Source organism: Streptomyces sp. CoH27 (assembly GCF_020181035.1).
In the GTDB taxonomy this organism is placed as follows: domain Bacteria; phylum Actinomycetota; class Actinomycetes; order Streptomycetales; family Streptomycetaceae; genus Streptomyces; species Streptomyces camelliae.
On sequence record NZ_JAIQYY010000027.1, the window covers coordinates 43,720 to 57,207 of the forward strand.

Genomic DNA, 13,488 nt, shown 5'->3' on the forward strand with positions numbered 1-13,488 from the left:
CCGGGCTCCGGCCGGTCCTCTCGGATGACCTCGCCCTGCACCACCTTGCCGTCGGGGCGGTGGATGCGGACCTGCTGGAAGGCGTCGCCGAGGCTGCCGGGGGCCGCCGTGCGCAGCCGCTTGTCGAGGGCGTTCTCGGTGAAGCGGCTCACGGCCTTCTGGACCGGGGGCAGGAGCAGCAGGAGGCCCGCCGCATCGGAGACCAGGCCCGGGATCATCAGCAGCAGGCCGCCGAGCATCATCAGGCCGTTGCCCTCGCCGCGCGCCGGGGAACCGCCTCGCTGCAAGGCCTCGTTGAGACTCCGGAACGCGCGGCGGCCGGCCCGCTTGATGACCACGGAGCCGGCCATGAAACCCGCGACGAGCAGCAGGAACACGCCCAGACCGCCGATCACGCCCGCGACCAGGGTCAGCAGCCAGATCTCCAGCACCAGCCACGCGGCCACCCCCAGCGGCAGATACCTGCGCAGCCGGGAACGCCGGGGCCGGGCGGTGGGCGGATGGAGGGGAGCGCCAGTCGTCATGCTCCCAGTGTGCCTGGCGGCCCCTCAGTGCGGGATAAGGGGCCGCTCTGCCTCGACCGGGCGACGAGCGCTAGTGCCGCGGCAGGCAACGTTTGCCCGTCAAGGAGCGGCGTCCGGTGCGTGCTCTGGGGGTCCCCCCAGCCGAAGGCTGGGGGAGTGCCGGCCGGAAGCCCTCGTACTGGACGTACTTGCGCTTTCGGCCGGTGCGGCGAGAGGGCGTGCGGGGCGTCGCGACGGGGCGAACGTTGCCTGTTGCGGCACTAGGCCCGCTTGCCCTTGCCCTTGAGCTTGGCGACGCGGTCCTTGGCGCCCCAGGCGGTGACCCGCCACAGGGCCTCGACGAGGATGTCCTTGCTCATCTTGGAGTCGCCGAGTTCGCGCTCGACGAACGTGATCGGGACCTCGACCACGGTGAAGCCGGCCTTGACCGCGCGGCGCGCCAGGTCGACCTGGAAGCAGTAGCCCTGCGAGGCGACCTCGTCCAGGCCCAGGCCCTCAAGCGTCTCGCGCCGGAAGGCCCGGTAGCCGCCGGTGATGTCGCGCAGCGGCAGATCGAGCGCGAAGCGGGAGTAGAAGCTGCCGCCACGGGAGATGAACTCGCGGGACTTGGGCCAGTTGACGACCCGGCCGCCGGGCACCCAGCGAGAGCCGAGCACCAGGTCGGCGTTCTTGAGAGCGGTGAGCAGGCGGGGCAGCTCCTCCGGCTGGTGGGAGCCGTCCGCGTCCATCTCGACCAGCACGCCGTAGTCACGCTCCAGACCCCAGCGGAAGCCCGCGAGGTAGGCGGCGCCGAGGCCTTCCTTGCCCTTGCGGTGCATCACCTGGACGTTGGCATCGTCGGCGGCCAGCTCGTCGGCGAGCTTGCCCGTGCCGTCGGGGCTGTTGTCGTCCGCGATCAGCACGTGCGCATCAGGGACGGCCTTGCGTACCCGGCCCACGATGGTCTTGATGTTCTCGGCCTCGTTATAGGTCGGGATGATCACCAAGGCCGTGCCGAGCGGGCCGAACTGCCTTCCCTGGGCCTTGGCCTCAAGGGTCCCGTCGCCGTCGTTCACTGCTGCCCCTTCTGGTCGTACGCAGGGGTCCACCCTAGTGGTCGCCGACAGGCGGGTCGCACCCGCATGGGTCGTACGGGGGTGTCGATTCCACAAGAGTGGGGTAAGAGCGCGTATTACGGCACCTTACAACGTCCGCGGCCGGTGCCTTCCCGCCCCCTGAGGGAGCCCTTGCCGCTGCGGATGGGGGCCCGGCGCCCTTCGGGCCGACCTGGGACCCGCTGGCTGCGGATCGACCGAAAGCCGTTGTCTACTGAGCGCCCGGGCCCCACCCGGGTCACACCTTGCCGACTGGCCGGAACGTTCCCTCGTCGGCGCGGGCGCTGAGCCTGGCTCCCAGTGACGGTGCCCCGGTGCGGCACACCGTCCCTGACCCAGCGGCGCTGCGACGAGTGGCGTGAACGCTCTCCGGTCGGGCGTCCGGTGGTGGACTCGGACGAACCTACCGGCCTGCGGGCGCTGACTGTCAACACCCCTCTGACCTGCTACGACGACTCGGGCGCCAGGTCCGCCGAGGAGGATGCGCAGGTCGGGCGGCGCGGCGGTGGCGACCGGCCGGCGCCGCGCCACCCCCGTAGATCACTCGCCCGGCCGTACGAACACCGTCCGTCCGCCCACCACCGTGCGGAGGCAGACCGGCAGGTCGTGGCCCGGGGTGAGATCGGGGAGGCCGGGGGTGCCGGAGCGCGGGTCGGTGGACCAGCGGGCCACCCGGTCGTCGGGCGCCTGGACGATCAGCTCGTCGGTGCGCCAGACGGCGTAGTCGGCGGGGGCGCCCGGCACCAGGACCCCCGCGTCGTCCCGGCCCACCGCCCGCCAGCCGCCACGTGTGTGTGCCGTGAACGCGGCGCGCGCGGAGACCCGGTGCTCAGGCGTGTGATGGAACGCGGCGGCGCGCACGGTGCCCCACGGGTCGAGCGGGGTGACCGGGCTGTCGGAGCCGAAGGCGAGCGGCACACCGGCCCGCAGCAGGGCCGCGAAGGGGTTCAGGGTCCGGGCCCGCTCGGCGCCCAGCCGGCGGGCGTACATGCCGTCCTCGCCGCCCCACAGGGCGTCGAAGGCGGGCTGCACGGAGGCGATCAGGCCCAGCTCGGCGAAGCCGGCGACGGTCTCGGGGGTGAGCATCTCGGCGTGCTCGACGCGGTGGCGGGCGGCGCGGATCCGCGCGAGGCCGAGCTTCTCGGCGGCGGCCCGCACGCCGTCCACGACGGCGGTGACGGCGGCGTCACCGATGGCGTGGAAGCCGGCCTGGAGCCCCGCCTCGGTGCAGACGACGACATGGGCGGCGACGGCCTCGGCGTCCAGATAGGCGGTGCCGGTGTGGGCGGCGTCGGCGTACGGCTCGTGCAGACAGGCGGTGTGCGAGCCGAGAGCGCCGTCGGCGAACAGGTCGCCCGCCGCGCCCACGGCGCCGAGGTCCCGTGCCCGCTCCACGTTCTGTTCGGCCCAGTAGCCGGCCACCCGGGGGCCGAGCTCCTCGGCGGCCAGCTTCAGCAGGCCGGTGAAGTCGTCCTCGGAGGAGATGTGCGGGCCGCCGCACTCGTGGACCGAGCCGATGCCGAGAGAGGCCGCGTGGGCCAGGGCGGTGCGCTGGGCCTCGGCGCGCTGGGCCGGGGTGATGGCGCCGAGCGCGGCCTGGCGTACGGCGTGGTGGTCGTCCTTGGTGAGCGGGGCGTCCGTGCGCGGGATGTCGCCGGGGACGAGGTCCAGCAGGGCGGTGCTGACGACCGCCGAGTGGACATCGATGCGGGAGAGGTACAGCGGGCGGCCGCCGGTGGCCTCGTCGAGCTCGGCGCGCGTCGGCGGACGGCCGCCGGGCCAGCGGGCGGCGTCCCAGCCGTGGCCCAGCAGGACGCGGTCGTCCGGGCGGGCGGCGGCGAACGCGCGGACCAGGGCGAGGGCCGCGTCCAGCGAGGGGGCCGTGGAGAGGTCGAGGCCGGTCAGGGCGAGGCCGGTGGCGGTGGTGTGCACATGTGCGTCGGTGAAGGCCGGGGTGACGAGAGCACCGTCGAGGTCGATCACCTCGTCCACGCCGTCGGCGAAGGCGTCGGCCGCGCCTTCGGAGCCGACCCAGGCGACCTGGCCGGCCTCCACGACCATCGCGGTCGCGAACGGATCCGCGGGACTGTGCACCTCACCGCGGCGCAGGAGGACGGTCTTGGGGGGCTCGGCGGTGCGCTCACTCATAGCCGACAGTTTCTCTCGCTGCGGGAGCGGAGTCGCACCTGGGGCGGCGGCCTGGGTCAGACCTTCGGCGGGCGCGCCTCGTACGGCGTCGAGAGCACCACCGTCGTCCGGGTCGACACACCCGCGAGGCTGCGCAGCCTGGCCAGGAGTTCCTCCAGTTCGTGCGGGGTCGCCACGCGGACCTTGAGGATGTAGTTCTCGTCGCCGGCGACGCTGTGACAGGCCTCGATCTCGGGGACGCCGGCGAGGCGGTCCGCGATGTCGTCGGGGGCGCTGGGGTCGAACGGTTTCACCGAGATGAAGGCGGTGAGCGGCAGTCCGACGGCCTCCGGGTCCACCACCGCGGCATAGCCGCGGATGACGCCACGCTGTTCCAGCCGCCGCACCCGCTGGTGCACGGCCGACGTGGACAGGCCCGTGGCCTTGCCCAGGTCTGTGTAGCTCATCCGCCCGTCCGTGACGAGCAGCTGCACGATCTGTCGGTCCAGCTCCTCCATGGCGCCAAAACCTACAGTGCGCTTGATCCCCTGGGATAGCCGAGAGCGCAGGTCATAGCCGGTTCGATACAAAAAGCGGCGCGAAACGCCCACCGTGCGCACCTGCACATGGCATGTGACGAACGCCACACGCCCCGGGCGGGCTCCGTGATGCTCTCGTGATTACCTGCGAGACCGGGCGGGAAGTGCTTGCTGTGGTCGAGGCCGCAGCGCCTTCACGGCCCAGCCTTAGGGGGAGAAACCCATGCAGAGTGTCCATCGCCCTGGTCGTACCACGTCCAAGCGGCAGCAGCCGGTCGTCGAGCCCGAGCCGGAGTACGTCGAACCCGACGCCTTCGACGACGAACTGGACGCCTACGACACCTTCGAGATGTACCGGGTGATCTGCCCGGACTGCGCGCAGCCGATCGCGCTGCTGGCGGACGAGGAGATCCTGCCGGAGCACGCGCGGTGCGTCTCGCCGTGGAACCCGTTCGGGCTCACGGTCTGTGCGGGTACGGGCCGTGCGGCGGCCGACGCCCGCCCCGCCGACGAGTCCGTCGCACCGCAGGAGCAGGACACCGCCCTGCTGCTGACGCTCCCCCAGGGTCTGGACTGGCGGACGCAGCCCTTCTCGCACGTCGGCGGCCCGGGTTCGCGCCCGATGCGCGTGCCGGCGATGCGCCGCCAGGCTGCCTGAGTCGCCTCGCCGCGTTCCGTACGTGCCCCGCACCATGGCGCGCAGGCTGTCGTGGTGCAGGATCAGCATGTCCGGGTCCGCCGGGACGGCGACCTCTCCCACGTACGCCTGGCGGTAGGCGATGCGCAGCGTGACGATCGCCTGCCGCAGGGCGGCGTGGAGGACGTAGAAGTCCATGTCCCGCGGGGTGTGCCCGGTCAGGTCGCCATAGCGGGCCTCGGCCCGGTCCCGGCGCAGGATTTCGGACAGCCCGCGCCGTCCTGAGGCGGCCGAGAGGCCGTGGAAGAAGCGGTGCAGACAGACGGTCCAGCAGAGGCCGATCTCGCGCGGGGCGAGTGCCGCCATCTCCCGGTCGAGGACCGCGACCCGTTCGAACCCGGCGTGGACCACGTTCCCGATGCGCGCTTCGCCCCAGGTCAGGACGGGTTCTCCGGGCTCGCTCGGCCACAGCTGCGCCAGCCAGCCGAAGGCGAGCCGCCCGGCCGGAGGCGCGGACGGAGTGCAGGGTGTCGCCGTTGCGCAGGGTGGCGTAGGCGTCGGTCATGCCGAGGTTGGGGTAGACGCCGAGCCCGAGGATGAACAGGGCGCGGCCGGCGTGGTCGAAGACCTGGACGATGCAGTGGTCGTCGGCCACGGAAACCCCCTGCCGGACGGTCCGCCGGCGGTACGTCAGGCCAGTCGCGGAGGCCGGAAAGGGAACCGGATGCGCGTGAACTGACGCCCGATTCCATGCGGTGGTGACCTGCGCGGCCGGCATCCCGTTGCCCAGGCATGACCCCCATGCATTCGGCCACCGGGCGTCAGCGCCGGCTCTTCGTTCCGCGCCCCGCAGAATCCCTCCCGCCGCCCGTGCCGCCGGACCCGCCCATCTACCGCGATCTCCTGCGCGTCTGGGCCGACGGGGGCCGCACCCTGCCGGGCCGCCACGACCCGGAGTGGGTCAGGCTGGCGGCCCCGACGGTCCTCAGGGGGGAGTTCAGCGACCCTCTGCTCCCGCCACGTGACGGGCGATGACCATCCGCTGGATCTGGTTGGTGCCCTCGACGATCTGCAGGACCTTCGCCTCGCGCATATAGCGTTCGGCCGGGAAGTCTGCGGTGTAGCCGTAGCCGCCGAGTATCTGCACGGCGTCCGTGGTGACCTTCATGGCCGTGTCGGTGCAGTGCAGCTTGGCCATGGCGGCCTGCTTGGCGAAGGGCTTGCCGGCGTCGCGCAGCCGGGCCGCCGCGAGGTAGAGCGTGCGGCCGGCCTCGATCTGGGTGGCCATGTCGGCGATCATGAAACGCAGGCCCTGGAAGTCGGCGATGGGTCGGCCGAACTGCCTGCGCTCGGTGGCGTAGCGGACCGCCTCGTCCAGAGCGGCCTGGGCGAGGCCGATCGCGCAGGCGGCGATGCCGAGCCGGCCCGAGTCGAGCGCGGACAGGGCGATGAAGAAGCCCTGGCCCTCCTCGCCGATCCGCCGGTCGTCGCCGACGCGGACGCCGTCGAGGTGGACCTGTGCGGTGGGCGAGCCCTTCATGCCCATCTTCTTCTCGGGCACGGCCCCGCTCAGGCCGGGGGCGTCGCCGGGGACCAGGAAAGCGGTGATGCCGCGCGGGCCCTCCTCGCCGGTGCGGGCCATCACGGTGTAGAAGTCGGCGATGCCGCCGTGCGTGATCCAGGCCTTGGTGCCGTTGATCACCCACTGGTCGCCGTCCCGCACCGCCTTGGTGCGCAGCGAGGCCGCGTCGGAGCCGGAGGACGGCTCGGAGAGGCAGTAGGCGCCCAGCAGGCCGCCGCCGAGCATCGCGGGCAGGTGCTCGACCTGCTGCTGCTTGGTGCCGTAGGTGGCGAGCGCGTAGGAGGCGAGCGTGTGGACGCTGACGCCGAGGCCCACGGTGAGCCGGGCCATGGCCAGCTCCTCCAGGACCTGGAGGTAGACCTCGTAGGGCTGGTCGCCGCCGCCGTACTCGGAGTCGTAGGGCAGGCCGAGCAGGCCGGACTCGGAGAGCAGGGTGAAGACCTCGCGCGGGAAGCGTCCGGCGTCCTCCTCCTCGGCGGCCTTCGGCGCGATCTCACGCTGGGCGATCTCACGGACGAGCGCGAGCAGATCCCTCGCCTCTTCCGTGGGCAGTTGACGCTCCACCGGCTGCGGGTCGCGGTCGGACATGGCGTCGGTCTCCTCCCTGTCGGGCACGGGCGGGTGGCCCGTGGGGTGGGGGCGGCTCCGCCTGGGTCGTTCCGGATGCCGCAGGCGACCGTTCCCGGGTCTCGGGAAGGTGCTGGCCAGCGGCTGTGCGCAGTGAGTATGCCCGATCAGCGACCTCCCGTCACCAGTTAACGACCGCTTACTTCAAGAATCCAGCCGGAAGTTTTCGCCGCTCTGTTTTGCAAGGTGCATGACAAGAATGGGCCCGCGTTCCTGCACGGCCCCGGGGAGCGGAGGCCGTCAGGTGGTGCGGCGGGCCGGCTGCGGGGCCGGGTAGGCCGGGTCCAGTTCCTCGACGGCCCGCAGGGCGCCGCCGAGCGTCTTCACCAGCAGCTCGCGCATGGTGTCGCGGGACAGCACGGGGCGGTCGATCCAGTCCAGGGTCGCGCCCTCGACGCTGCACACCCAGGAGAGCAGGCTCATCCGGGCCAGCGGGGAGATGTCCCGGCGGCCGTAGGCGCCCTCGGCGATGGTGGCGACGATCGCCTCGCGCACGCCCTCCCGGATGGCGTGCACCTCGGCGTCGAAGCCGACGCCGCCGCTGACGATGGTGCGGTAGGCCGCCTGGTGGTGCTCGGCGTAGCGCAGATAGCCTTCGACGGTGCGGTGCACGCGGTCGACGGCGGCCAGTTCGAGCCCGCTCGCGGCGAAGGTGACCAGGTCGGCGACGGAGTCCTCGATGATCGCCAGGTAGTAGCCGCGCTTGGACCGGAAGTAGTAGTAGATCAGCCCCTTGGCGACCTGGGCCTGGCGGGCGATGTCGTCCATGGACAGCGCGTCGTAGGACGTGTCGGCGAACAACTTCCGCCCGATGGAGATGAGTTCGGCGCGACGCGCGACCGAGCGCTCGGTGCCACGCACCCGGGGACGGACGGCGGCACGCTGGTGCGGCATAGTCAATTTCGACCCTGTTCCAGGCGGTCGGCGGGACCTCCGCAGTATGTCAGAACATGCCGTACGCGTGAGCGGATCGGTTCAGAGCAGTCCGAGCTGGGTCACGAACATCGCGACCACTGCGACGAGGACCCAGCCCATGACGTGCTCGAAGATCTTCGGGCCGTCTTCCTGAGGGCCGCCGGTGCGGGCGCGGGTGGCGGTGGCCGGGTGTGCGGTCATGGTGGTACTCACAGAGGTCGGACGTGCAGAACGGTCCCCACCCACGTGTCCACCTTGCCACCCGCGACGGCCTGTGCGGTGATGAGCTTGCTCACACGGTCAGCACACGCCGACCGCCGCGAGCGCCTTGCGCTGGTGCAGGGTCGGGTGGGCCGGGAAGTAGAGGTAGCAGACTCCCCCGGTGCCGGAGACGACCTTGCCGGAGGCGTTGTACCGCTTGGTCCTCAGCCAGATGTTCTCGAACTCCCGCCGCGGATAGACCCGTCGTACGGCGTCGTCGCTCGGCGAGGCCGGGTCGTTGGCGATGACGTCGCCGTCCGCGGTGAAGCCGATGACGGTCATCAGATGGCCGGAGGTGCCGTAGCCGGCGCCGGTCAGCTCGGTCTTCAGGAACGACTGGGACGTCATGGCCGGGATACCGGCCCCGATCAGCGTCTCCAGGTCGGTGAGCGAGGCGAGCCTAATGACCACGCCCTGGATGCCGTCGAAGGTGGCCGCGTAGGCGGCGTTGAACGGCCAGTTGCCGCAGCCCTCGTACTGGTAGTCGTAGGTGAAGCGGGCCGCGTGGTCGACTTGCGGGTCGGCGTAGGAGGGGTCGACCCAGGCGAGCTGCTCGGGGGTGAGCCGGCCGCCCCAGTACTCGATGATCATCTGCGAGGAGGTGGGGCTGCACCAGGCCTCGCCGCCGTTGTCGTACTGCGGGTACTGGCCCTTGTGGATCTCCTGCGAGTAGCGCGGGACGATCAGCTCCCGGGCGAGGCCGGGGACGGAGGCGGGGACTGTGAAGCGGTCGGGGATGTCGGAGCCCATCGCCCCGAGCCGCCAGACGGTGGGGGTCAGGTCGGTGCCGGGCTTGCGGTAGAGGGTGAGGCGCAGCCGGTACGACGTCAGGCGCAGACCGGTGCCGGCGTCGTCGATGGCGAAGGTGTCGGTCGAGATGGCGCTCTTTCCGTCGCCCTGGCCGTCCACCGAGGTCCGCTTGATGTCCTGGTCGCCGGCCGCCCAGCGGCCCATCACGTACCAGGGGGTGGCGGTGCCGTCGGAGTACGTCCCCTGGAGCTCGACCTGGAGCCAGGTGCCGGCGGGGGTGTGGGCGTTCCAGGAGGCGACGACCTCGGTGGCGGGGGCGGTGAGCACGTGGACCGGGGCGGTCCAGACGGCGTACTCCCAGGTGGCGGTCGTGCCGGTGTGCGGGTCGGTGTAGTCGGTGCGGCCGGCGGGGGTGCCGATCACGACACCGGGGCGGGCGCCGGCGACGGCCCGGACGCCCTGGGCGGCGCCGAGGCGCCACTCGTGGTACGTGGTCCAGGCGTGGTAGTCGATCGGGCGGGCCTGCGCGGGGTCGTCGTCGGTGCGCTGCGCGGCTTCGGCGGCGGAGGTCGTCGTGCCGGCCACGGCCGCGGCGGCGCCCGCTGCGGCGGCGGTGAGGACGGTTCTGCGGGACGGCTGCTGGGCTCTGCTCATGGGCGCGGTTACCCCCAGGTGTCCGGGTCGGGCTGGGTGCGATGCGTGGTCCGCCCAACTATGGAGCAGGCGCCATGGCCCTGCCAGCACTTCGGCGCATGGCGCGCGATGAATATTGGTCTGGGCCTCTGGTGGAGCACGGCTCCCCGCACCCCTGGGGGCGCGGGGTGCGCGAGGTCAGACGAGATCCATCGCCGCCACCTCGTCGGGGCGGCCGTAGCTGACCGGTCCCTGGAAGCGGCGGCGGGCCGTGGCGAACCACCACACCGTGGCCACGAGCAGGACGAAGGCGAGGGCGATCGGCGCGTAGTTGAAGGAGTCGACGGTGATCGGCGAGGCCTGCGGCAGCATGAACAGGACGCTGCTGAGGAGGATCCAGATCACCGCGAGCCAGCCGACCGGTCGGCCCCAGCGGCCCAGGTGCCACGGGCCCGGCTCGAACGCGCCGCCGAGCCGCAGCCGCAGGAAGATCGGCACGGCGTAGGCGAGGAAGAGACCGACGACGTTGACGCTGACGATCGCGGTGAACGCCGTGTGGGACCACCAGCCCGGCAGCACCAGGGCGAGCGAGCAGACCACCGCGAGCCACACCGCCTTCACGGGCGTACGGGTGCGCGTCGAGACCGAGTGCCACCAGCGCGAGCCGGGCATCGCGCCGTCCCGGGAGAAGGCGAAGATCTGCCGGGTGTTGCTGGTGAGGTTGGCGAGACCGCAGAAGAGCATCGCGCCGATGACGATGAGGAGCATCACCTTGGCGGTGCCGAGGCCGAGGCCGTCGATGAGGATCTCGACGGGCGGCGCGTCGGAAGAGGCCACCTTGGTGTAGTCGCCAATGCTGTAGACCAGTGCCAGCATCAGGATCAGACCGGTGATCGCCGAATAGCCGATGGACCGGGTGATCCCCTTGGGCGCGTTGACCGTCGCGTGAACCGTTTCCTCGGACATGTGGAAGCTGCCGTCGAACCCGGTGAAGGTCCAGCTGGTGACCAGCAGACCGAGCATGCCGCCGTAAAGTCCGCTCGTGAAGCCGGTGTTGTTCTCGAAATGCGTCACGAACGACGCGGGCTGATGATGATCGGGCATCACTATGAGTGCGCCCACGATCACGACGAGTCCGATCAGCAGCCACCATACGGAAATGCGGTTCAGTAGGGCGACGAGCTGGACGGTGTAGGTGTTGGCGAGCCCCTGCACCACGATGATCAGCGCGGTGATGAGCACCGTCTGATGGGTGGTCGGCTGGTACGAGGGCCACTGAAGGTGCACGAAGGCCTGGATGAAGGTGGCGGCCGCGTAGCCGGTGGCGGCGGTGCCGCCGATCTGGCCCACGAAGTTCAGCCAGCCCGTGAACCAGGACCAGGCGCCCTTGTGCCGCTTGGCGAGTTTACCGGCGGAGAAATACAGGGCGCCGCTCGTCGGATAGGCGGAGGCGACTTCCGCCATGGCCGCGCCGATGAGCAGAACCATGATCGAGACGCCGATCCAGCCGAACACGAGAATGCGGGGGCCGCCCGCACCCATACCGAATCCGAAGGAGGAGAAAATACCCGAGAGGATATTGATGATGGTGAAGGAGATCGCGAAATTGTCGAACGCCTGGAAACGCCGGGTGAGTTTCCGTGGATAACCCATCGCATGCAGGGTCGCGTCGTCGTCGAGTGCGAGCGGTTCTTTGCGCACTGGTCGCCTTTCTCTCGGTGGGGGGACAGAGCACGTGCGGATCAGGCGGCTCCGGGGACGGGCAGCCCGCAGGCGCGCCGGGCCCGGGAGAGCTGCTCGGCGGGGTCACCGAAGGCGCTCCACGGCATGCGCGAGGCGTACGGGCCCATCGCCGTGAACACCGCCCGGGCCTCGAACTCGCGCTGGGCCATGACCAGCGCGTGCGCGAGGTAGGCCAGGTCGAGCACCGGGGTGAAGCGGTAACCGGCCACCGCGGGCAGCCAGTTCTGGTAGATCGCGAGCGCGGTGGAGCGCCACTGCGGCTGTTCCCAGACGCGGTCGGCGAGCAGCTGGGTCGGGTTGTAGCTCTCCACCAGAGCGACCAGGGGCAGCAGCCGCAGGGCGGAGTCGGCGGGCGCTCGCTGACTGAGGAAGGCGGCCACGTCCCAGGCCGCGTTGACGGAACCGCCGTAGCGAGTGAAGAAGAACGACAGGAAGCGGTGATGGGCCTCGCGGTGCCAGGGGTCCAGGGAGAGGACATGCGCGAACAGCCGCCAGGGGCCGGGCGGGGCGGTGAGCAGGCCGTGCGGGGCCGGGTCGCGCAGCCGGTGCAGCCGGGCCATGGCGAGCTTGGCGGCCCAGGGGGTGGGGTCCGCGGGGGCCAGGGCGGCCGCACGGTCGCAGGCGGTCAGGGCGATCCGTTCCAGCGCCTCGGCGCGTTCGTCGCGCGCGTCGGCGGCCCGCAGCGCGCGCTGCACCGCGACCCGGGCCCACATCAGCGCGGACTCGGGGGTCGGCTCCTCGGCGAGCCAGCGCTCGACCAGATCGGTGCCGGCGGCCTCGGAGGCGAGGACCAGCGAGCGGTGGGCGCGCAGACCGAAGTCGGAGCGGGTCTCGGCGAGCGCCTCGTAGGCGTATCGATAACGTCCGGCGCGCACATCGACGCATACGCTCGCCAGCACACGGTCGTCGGCCGCCGGATGCCACACATAGTGCCCCTCGAATAACTCCGCGGCCATGTCCCCCTGCCAGTCCCCGTACGACGCATCGGCGGTTGCGCTGGAGGCACCATACTCAGCGGCGGGCGCACCCGGAACGCCGAATTCGACATATCGGTCAGGCGATTCACGAATGTTTATCCGAACCATTGACTGGCTGCCAGCCGGTGATTCAAAACGCGACCACTACTACACTGTTTCCGGAAAACCGCCCACATCTACCCACCCCGGGAACCATCATTCGCGACCTCGCCACCCGGCTGCGCCGGCTTCCCCCCTCCCTCGGCCCGGTCCGGCTGATCGGCATCGACGGGCACGCCGGCTCCGGAAAGTCCACGTTCGCCGGGCACTTGGCCGCGGCCCTCGGCGGGGCGCCGGTGCTGCGTCTCGACGACATCGCCAGCCACGAACAGCTCTTCGAGTGGACCGACCGCCTCCTGGCCCAGGTGATCCGCCCGCTCGCCCGCGGCGAGAGCGCGCACTACACCCCCTACGACTGGCGGGCCCGCACCTTCGGTGCGCCGCTGCCGCTGCCGGCCGCGCCCGTGGTCGTGCTGGAGGGCGTCGGTGCCGGCCGGCGCGCGCTGCGGCCGCATCTGGCCCGGCTGCTGTGGATGGAGCTGCCGAGGGAGGAATCCTGGACGCGCGGCCGGCTGCGGGACGGGGCGGAACAGCGGGAGTTCTGGGACGGCTGGGTCGAGGCGGAGCGCGCACACTTCGCCGCTGACCCCTCACGCCCCCATGCCGATCTCCTGGTGACGCAGACACCGGAGGGGTACGAGGTACTGCCGGGACCCGGGTCAACCGCTGGACCGGACCAGAACATGACCCAGAGTGACGAGTCCTCCGCGTTGTGGTGAAGTTGTGAAGGAACCCCGCGGGTGAACTTCCCGAAGTGCCTCAACTCCGCTTGACCGGGGGCCCGTACAGGTCTTACGTTCTCAATGTGCGGTCCTTCGGAACCGCCCACCGACGCGAAGCCCCCGGTTGTTCCCCCGTGACCGGGGGCTTCGTTCTGCCCATAGCCACCTTTTCGGGCGCCCCACGCACCGATCCGCTCACCCTGGGTCACGAAAACGTGTGCGCCCCGTCTGCTTCCACCTTGTCAAACGGCGGGTACG

The 13,488-nt window shown here is 71.2% G+C and carries 12 protein-coding genes and 1 pseudogene; 2 read left to right on the top strand and 11 right to left on the bottom strand.

Annotated features, from left to right (window positions below; genetic code table 11):
- The 4 genes from fxsA to LE548_RS35910 all read right to left on the bottom strand — a co-directional run.
- Positions 1-524: FxsA family membrane protein (gene fxsA, locus LE548_RS35895; RefSeq protein ID WP_225101215.1), on the bottom strand; the 524-nt coding region annotated here is incomplete at its 3' end.
- Positions 525-784: 260 nt separating this feature from the next.
- Positions 785-1,579, bottom strand: a complete 795-nt coding sequence (locus tag LE548_RS35900; protein WP_225101216.1) for a polyprenol monophosphomannose synthase — start codon at positions 1,577-1,579, stop codon at positions 785-787.
- Positions 1,580-2,158: 579 nt separating this feature from the next.
- A complete protein-coding gene (locus LE548_RS35905) occupies positions 2,159-3,766 on the bottom strand; it encodes an amidohydrolase (RefSeq protein ID WP_225101217.1) in 1,608 nt (535 codons plus the stop codon).
- A gap of 56 nt (positions 3,767-3,822) precedes the next feature.
- Positions 3,823-4,263 (bottom strand): Lrp/AsnC family transcriptional regulator, encoded by a 441-nt coding sequence (locus LE548_RS35910; RefSeq protein ID WP_225101218.1) that lies wholly within the window; start codon positions 4,261-4,263, stop codon positions 3,823-3,825.
- Between the two features lie 244 nt (positions 4,264-4,507).
- Here LE548_RS35910 and LE548_RS35915 point away from each other — a divergent pair, with 244 nt between their 5' ends.
- A complete protein-coding gene (locus LE548_RS35915; RefSeq protein ID WP_225101219.1) occupies positions 4,508-4,942 on the top strand; it encodes a hypothetical protein in 435 nt (144 codons plus the stop codon).
- A gap of 18 nt (positions 4,943-4,960) precedes the next feature.
- Here LE548_RS35915 and LE548_RS35920 read toward each other — a convergent pair.
- From LE548_RS35920 to LE548_RS35950, 7 genes and pseudogenes are all read right to left on the bottom strand, one after another.
- A pseudogene (locus LE548_RS35920) lies at positions 4,961-5,413 on the bottom strand (phosphotransferase family protein); the annotation flags it as partial.
- Positions 5,414-5,918: 505 nt separating this feature from the next.
- Entirely contained in the window at positions 5,919-7,091 is a 1,173-nt protein-coding gene (locus LE548_RS35925; protein ID WP_225101220.1) for an acyl-CoA dehydrogenase family protein, read from the bottom strand.
- A 279-nt stretch (positions 7,092-7,370) separates the two neighbouring features.
- Complete coding sequence (locus LE548_RS35930) at positions 7,371-8,024, bottom strand: TetR/AcrR family transcriptional regulator (RefSeq protein ID WP_225101221.1); 654 nt, start codon at positions 8,022-8,024, stop codon at positions 7,371-7,373.
- An 81-nt stretch (positions 8,025-8,105) separates the two neighbouring features.
- Positions 8,106-8,246, bottom strand: a complete 141-nt coding sequence (locus LE548_RS35935) for an SCO1431 family membrane protein (protein ID WP_225101222.1) — start codon at positions 8,244-8,246, stop codon at positions 8,106-8,108.
- A gap of 99 nt (positions 8,247-8,345) precedes the next feature.
- Positions 8,346-9,710 carry a peptidase C39 family protein gene (locus tag LE548_RS35940; protein WP_225101223.1) on the bottom strand — a complete coding sequence of 455 codons (1,365 nt, stop codon included), beginning with the start codon at positions 9,708-9,710 and terminating at the stop codon, positions 8,346-8,348.
- A gap of 177 nt (positions 9,711-9,887) precedes the next feature.
- Positions 9,888-11,342 carry an amino acid permease gene (locus LE548_RS35945; RefSeq protein ID WP_225101224.1) on the bottom strand — a complete coding sequence of 485 codons (1,455 nt, stop codon included), beginning with the start codon at positions 11,340-11,342 and terminating at the stop codon, positions 9,888-9,890.
- An 89-nt stretch (positions 11,343-11,431) separates the two neighbouring features.
- Positions 11,432-12,388: a hypothetical protein gene (locus LE548_RS35950; protein ID WP_225101225.1), complete on the bottom strand. Its 957-nt coding sequence runs from the start codon at positions 12,386-12,388 to the stop codon at positions 11,432-11,434.
- 218 nt (positions 12,389-12,606) lie between these two features.
- On the opposite strand from LE548_RS35950, the gene LE548_RS35955 reads away from it, so the two are divergent.
- Positions 12,607-13,227: a uridine kinase gene (locus tag LE548_RS35955; RefSeq protein ID WP_225101282.1), complete on the top strand. Its 621-nt coding sequence runs from the start codon at positions 12,607-12,609 to the stop codon at positions 13,225-13,227.
- Positions 13,228-13,488: the final 261 nt, after the last annotated feature.

Coding starts and splice junctions, on each gene's coding strand:
- LE548_RS35905 (WP_225101217.1), bottom strand. CDS start 3,766: ATGAGTGAGCGCACCGCCGAGCCCCCCAAGACCGTCCTCCTGCGCCGC.
- LE548_RS35910 (WP_225101218.1), bottom strand. CDS start 4,263: ATGGAGGAGCTGGACCGACAGATCGTGCAGCTGCTCGTCACGGACGGG.
- LE548_RS35915 (WP_225101219.1), top strand. CDS start 4,508: ATGCAGAGTGTCCATCGCCCTGGTCGTACCACGTCCAAGCGGCAGCAG.
- LE548_RS35925 (WP_225101220.1), bottom strand. CDS start 7,091: ATGTCCGACCGCGACCCGCAGCCGGTGGAGCGTCAACTGCCCACGGAA.
- LE548_RS35930 (WP_225101221.1), bottom strand. CDS start 8,024: ATGCCGCACCAGCGTGCCGCCGTCCGTCCCCGGGTGCGTGGCACCGAG.
- LE548_RS35935 (WP_225101222.1), bottom strand. CDS start 8,246: ATGACCGCACACCCGGCCACCGCCACCCGCGCCCGCACCGGCGGCCCT.
- LE548_RS35940 (WP_225101223.1), bottom strand. CDS start 9,710: ATGAGCAGAGCCCAGCAGCCGTCCCGCAGAACCGTCCTCACCGCCGCC.
- LE548_RS35945 (WP_225101224.1), bottom strand. CDS start 11,342: ATGGGTTATCCACGGAAACTCACCCGGCGTTTCCAGGCGTTCGACAAT.
- LE548_RS35950 (WP_225101225.1), bottom strand. CDS start 12,388: ATGGCCGCGGAGTTATTCGAGGGGCACTATGTGTGGCATCCGGCGGCC.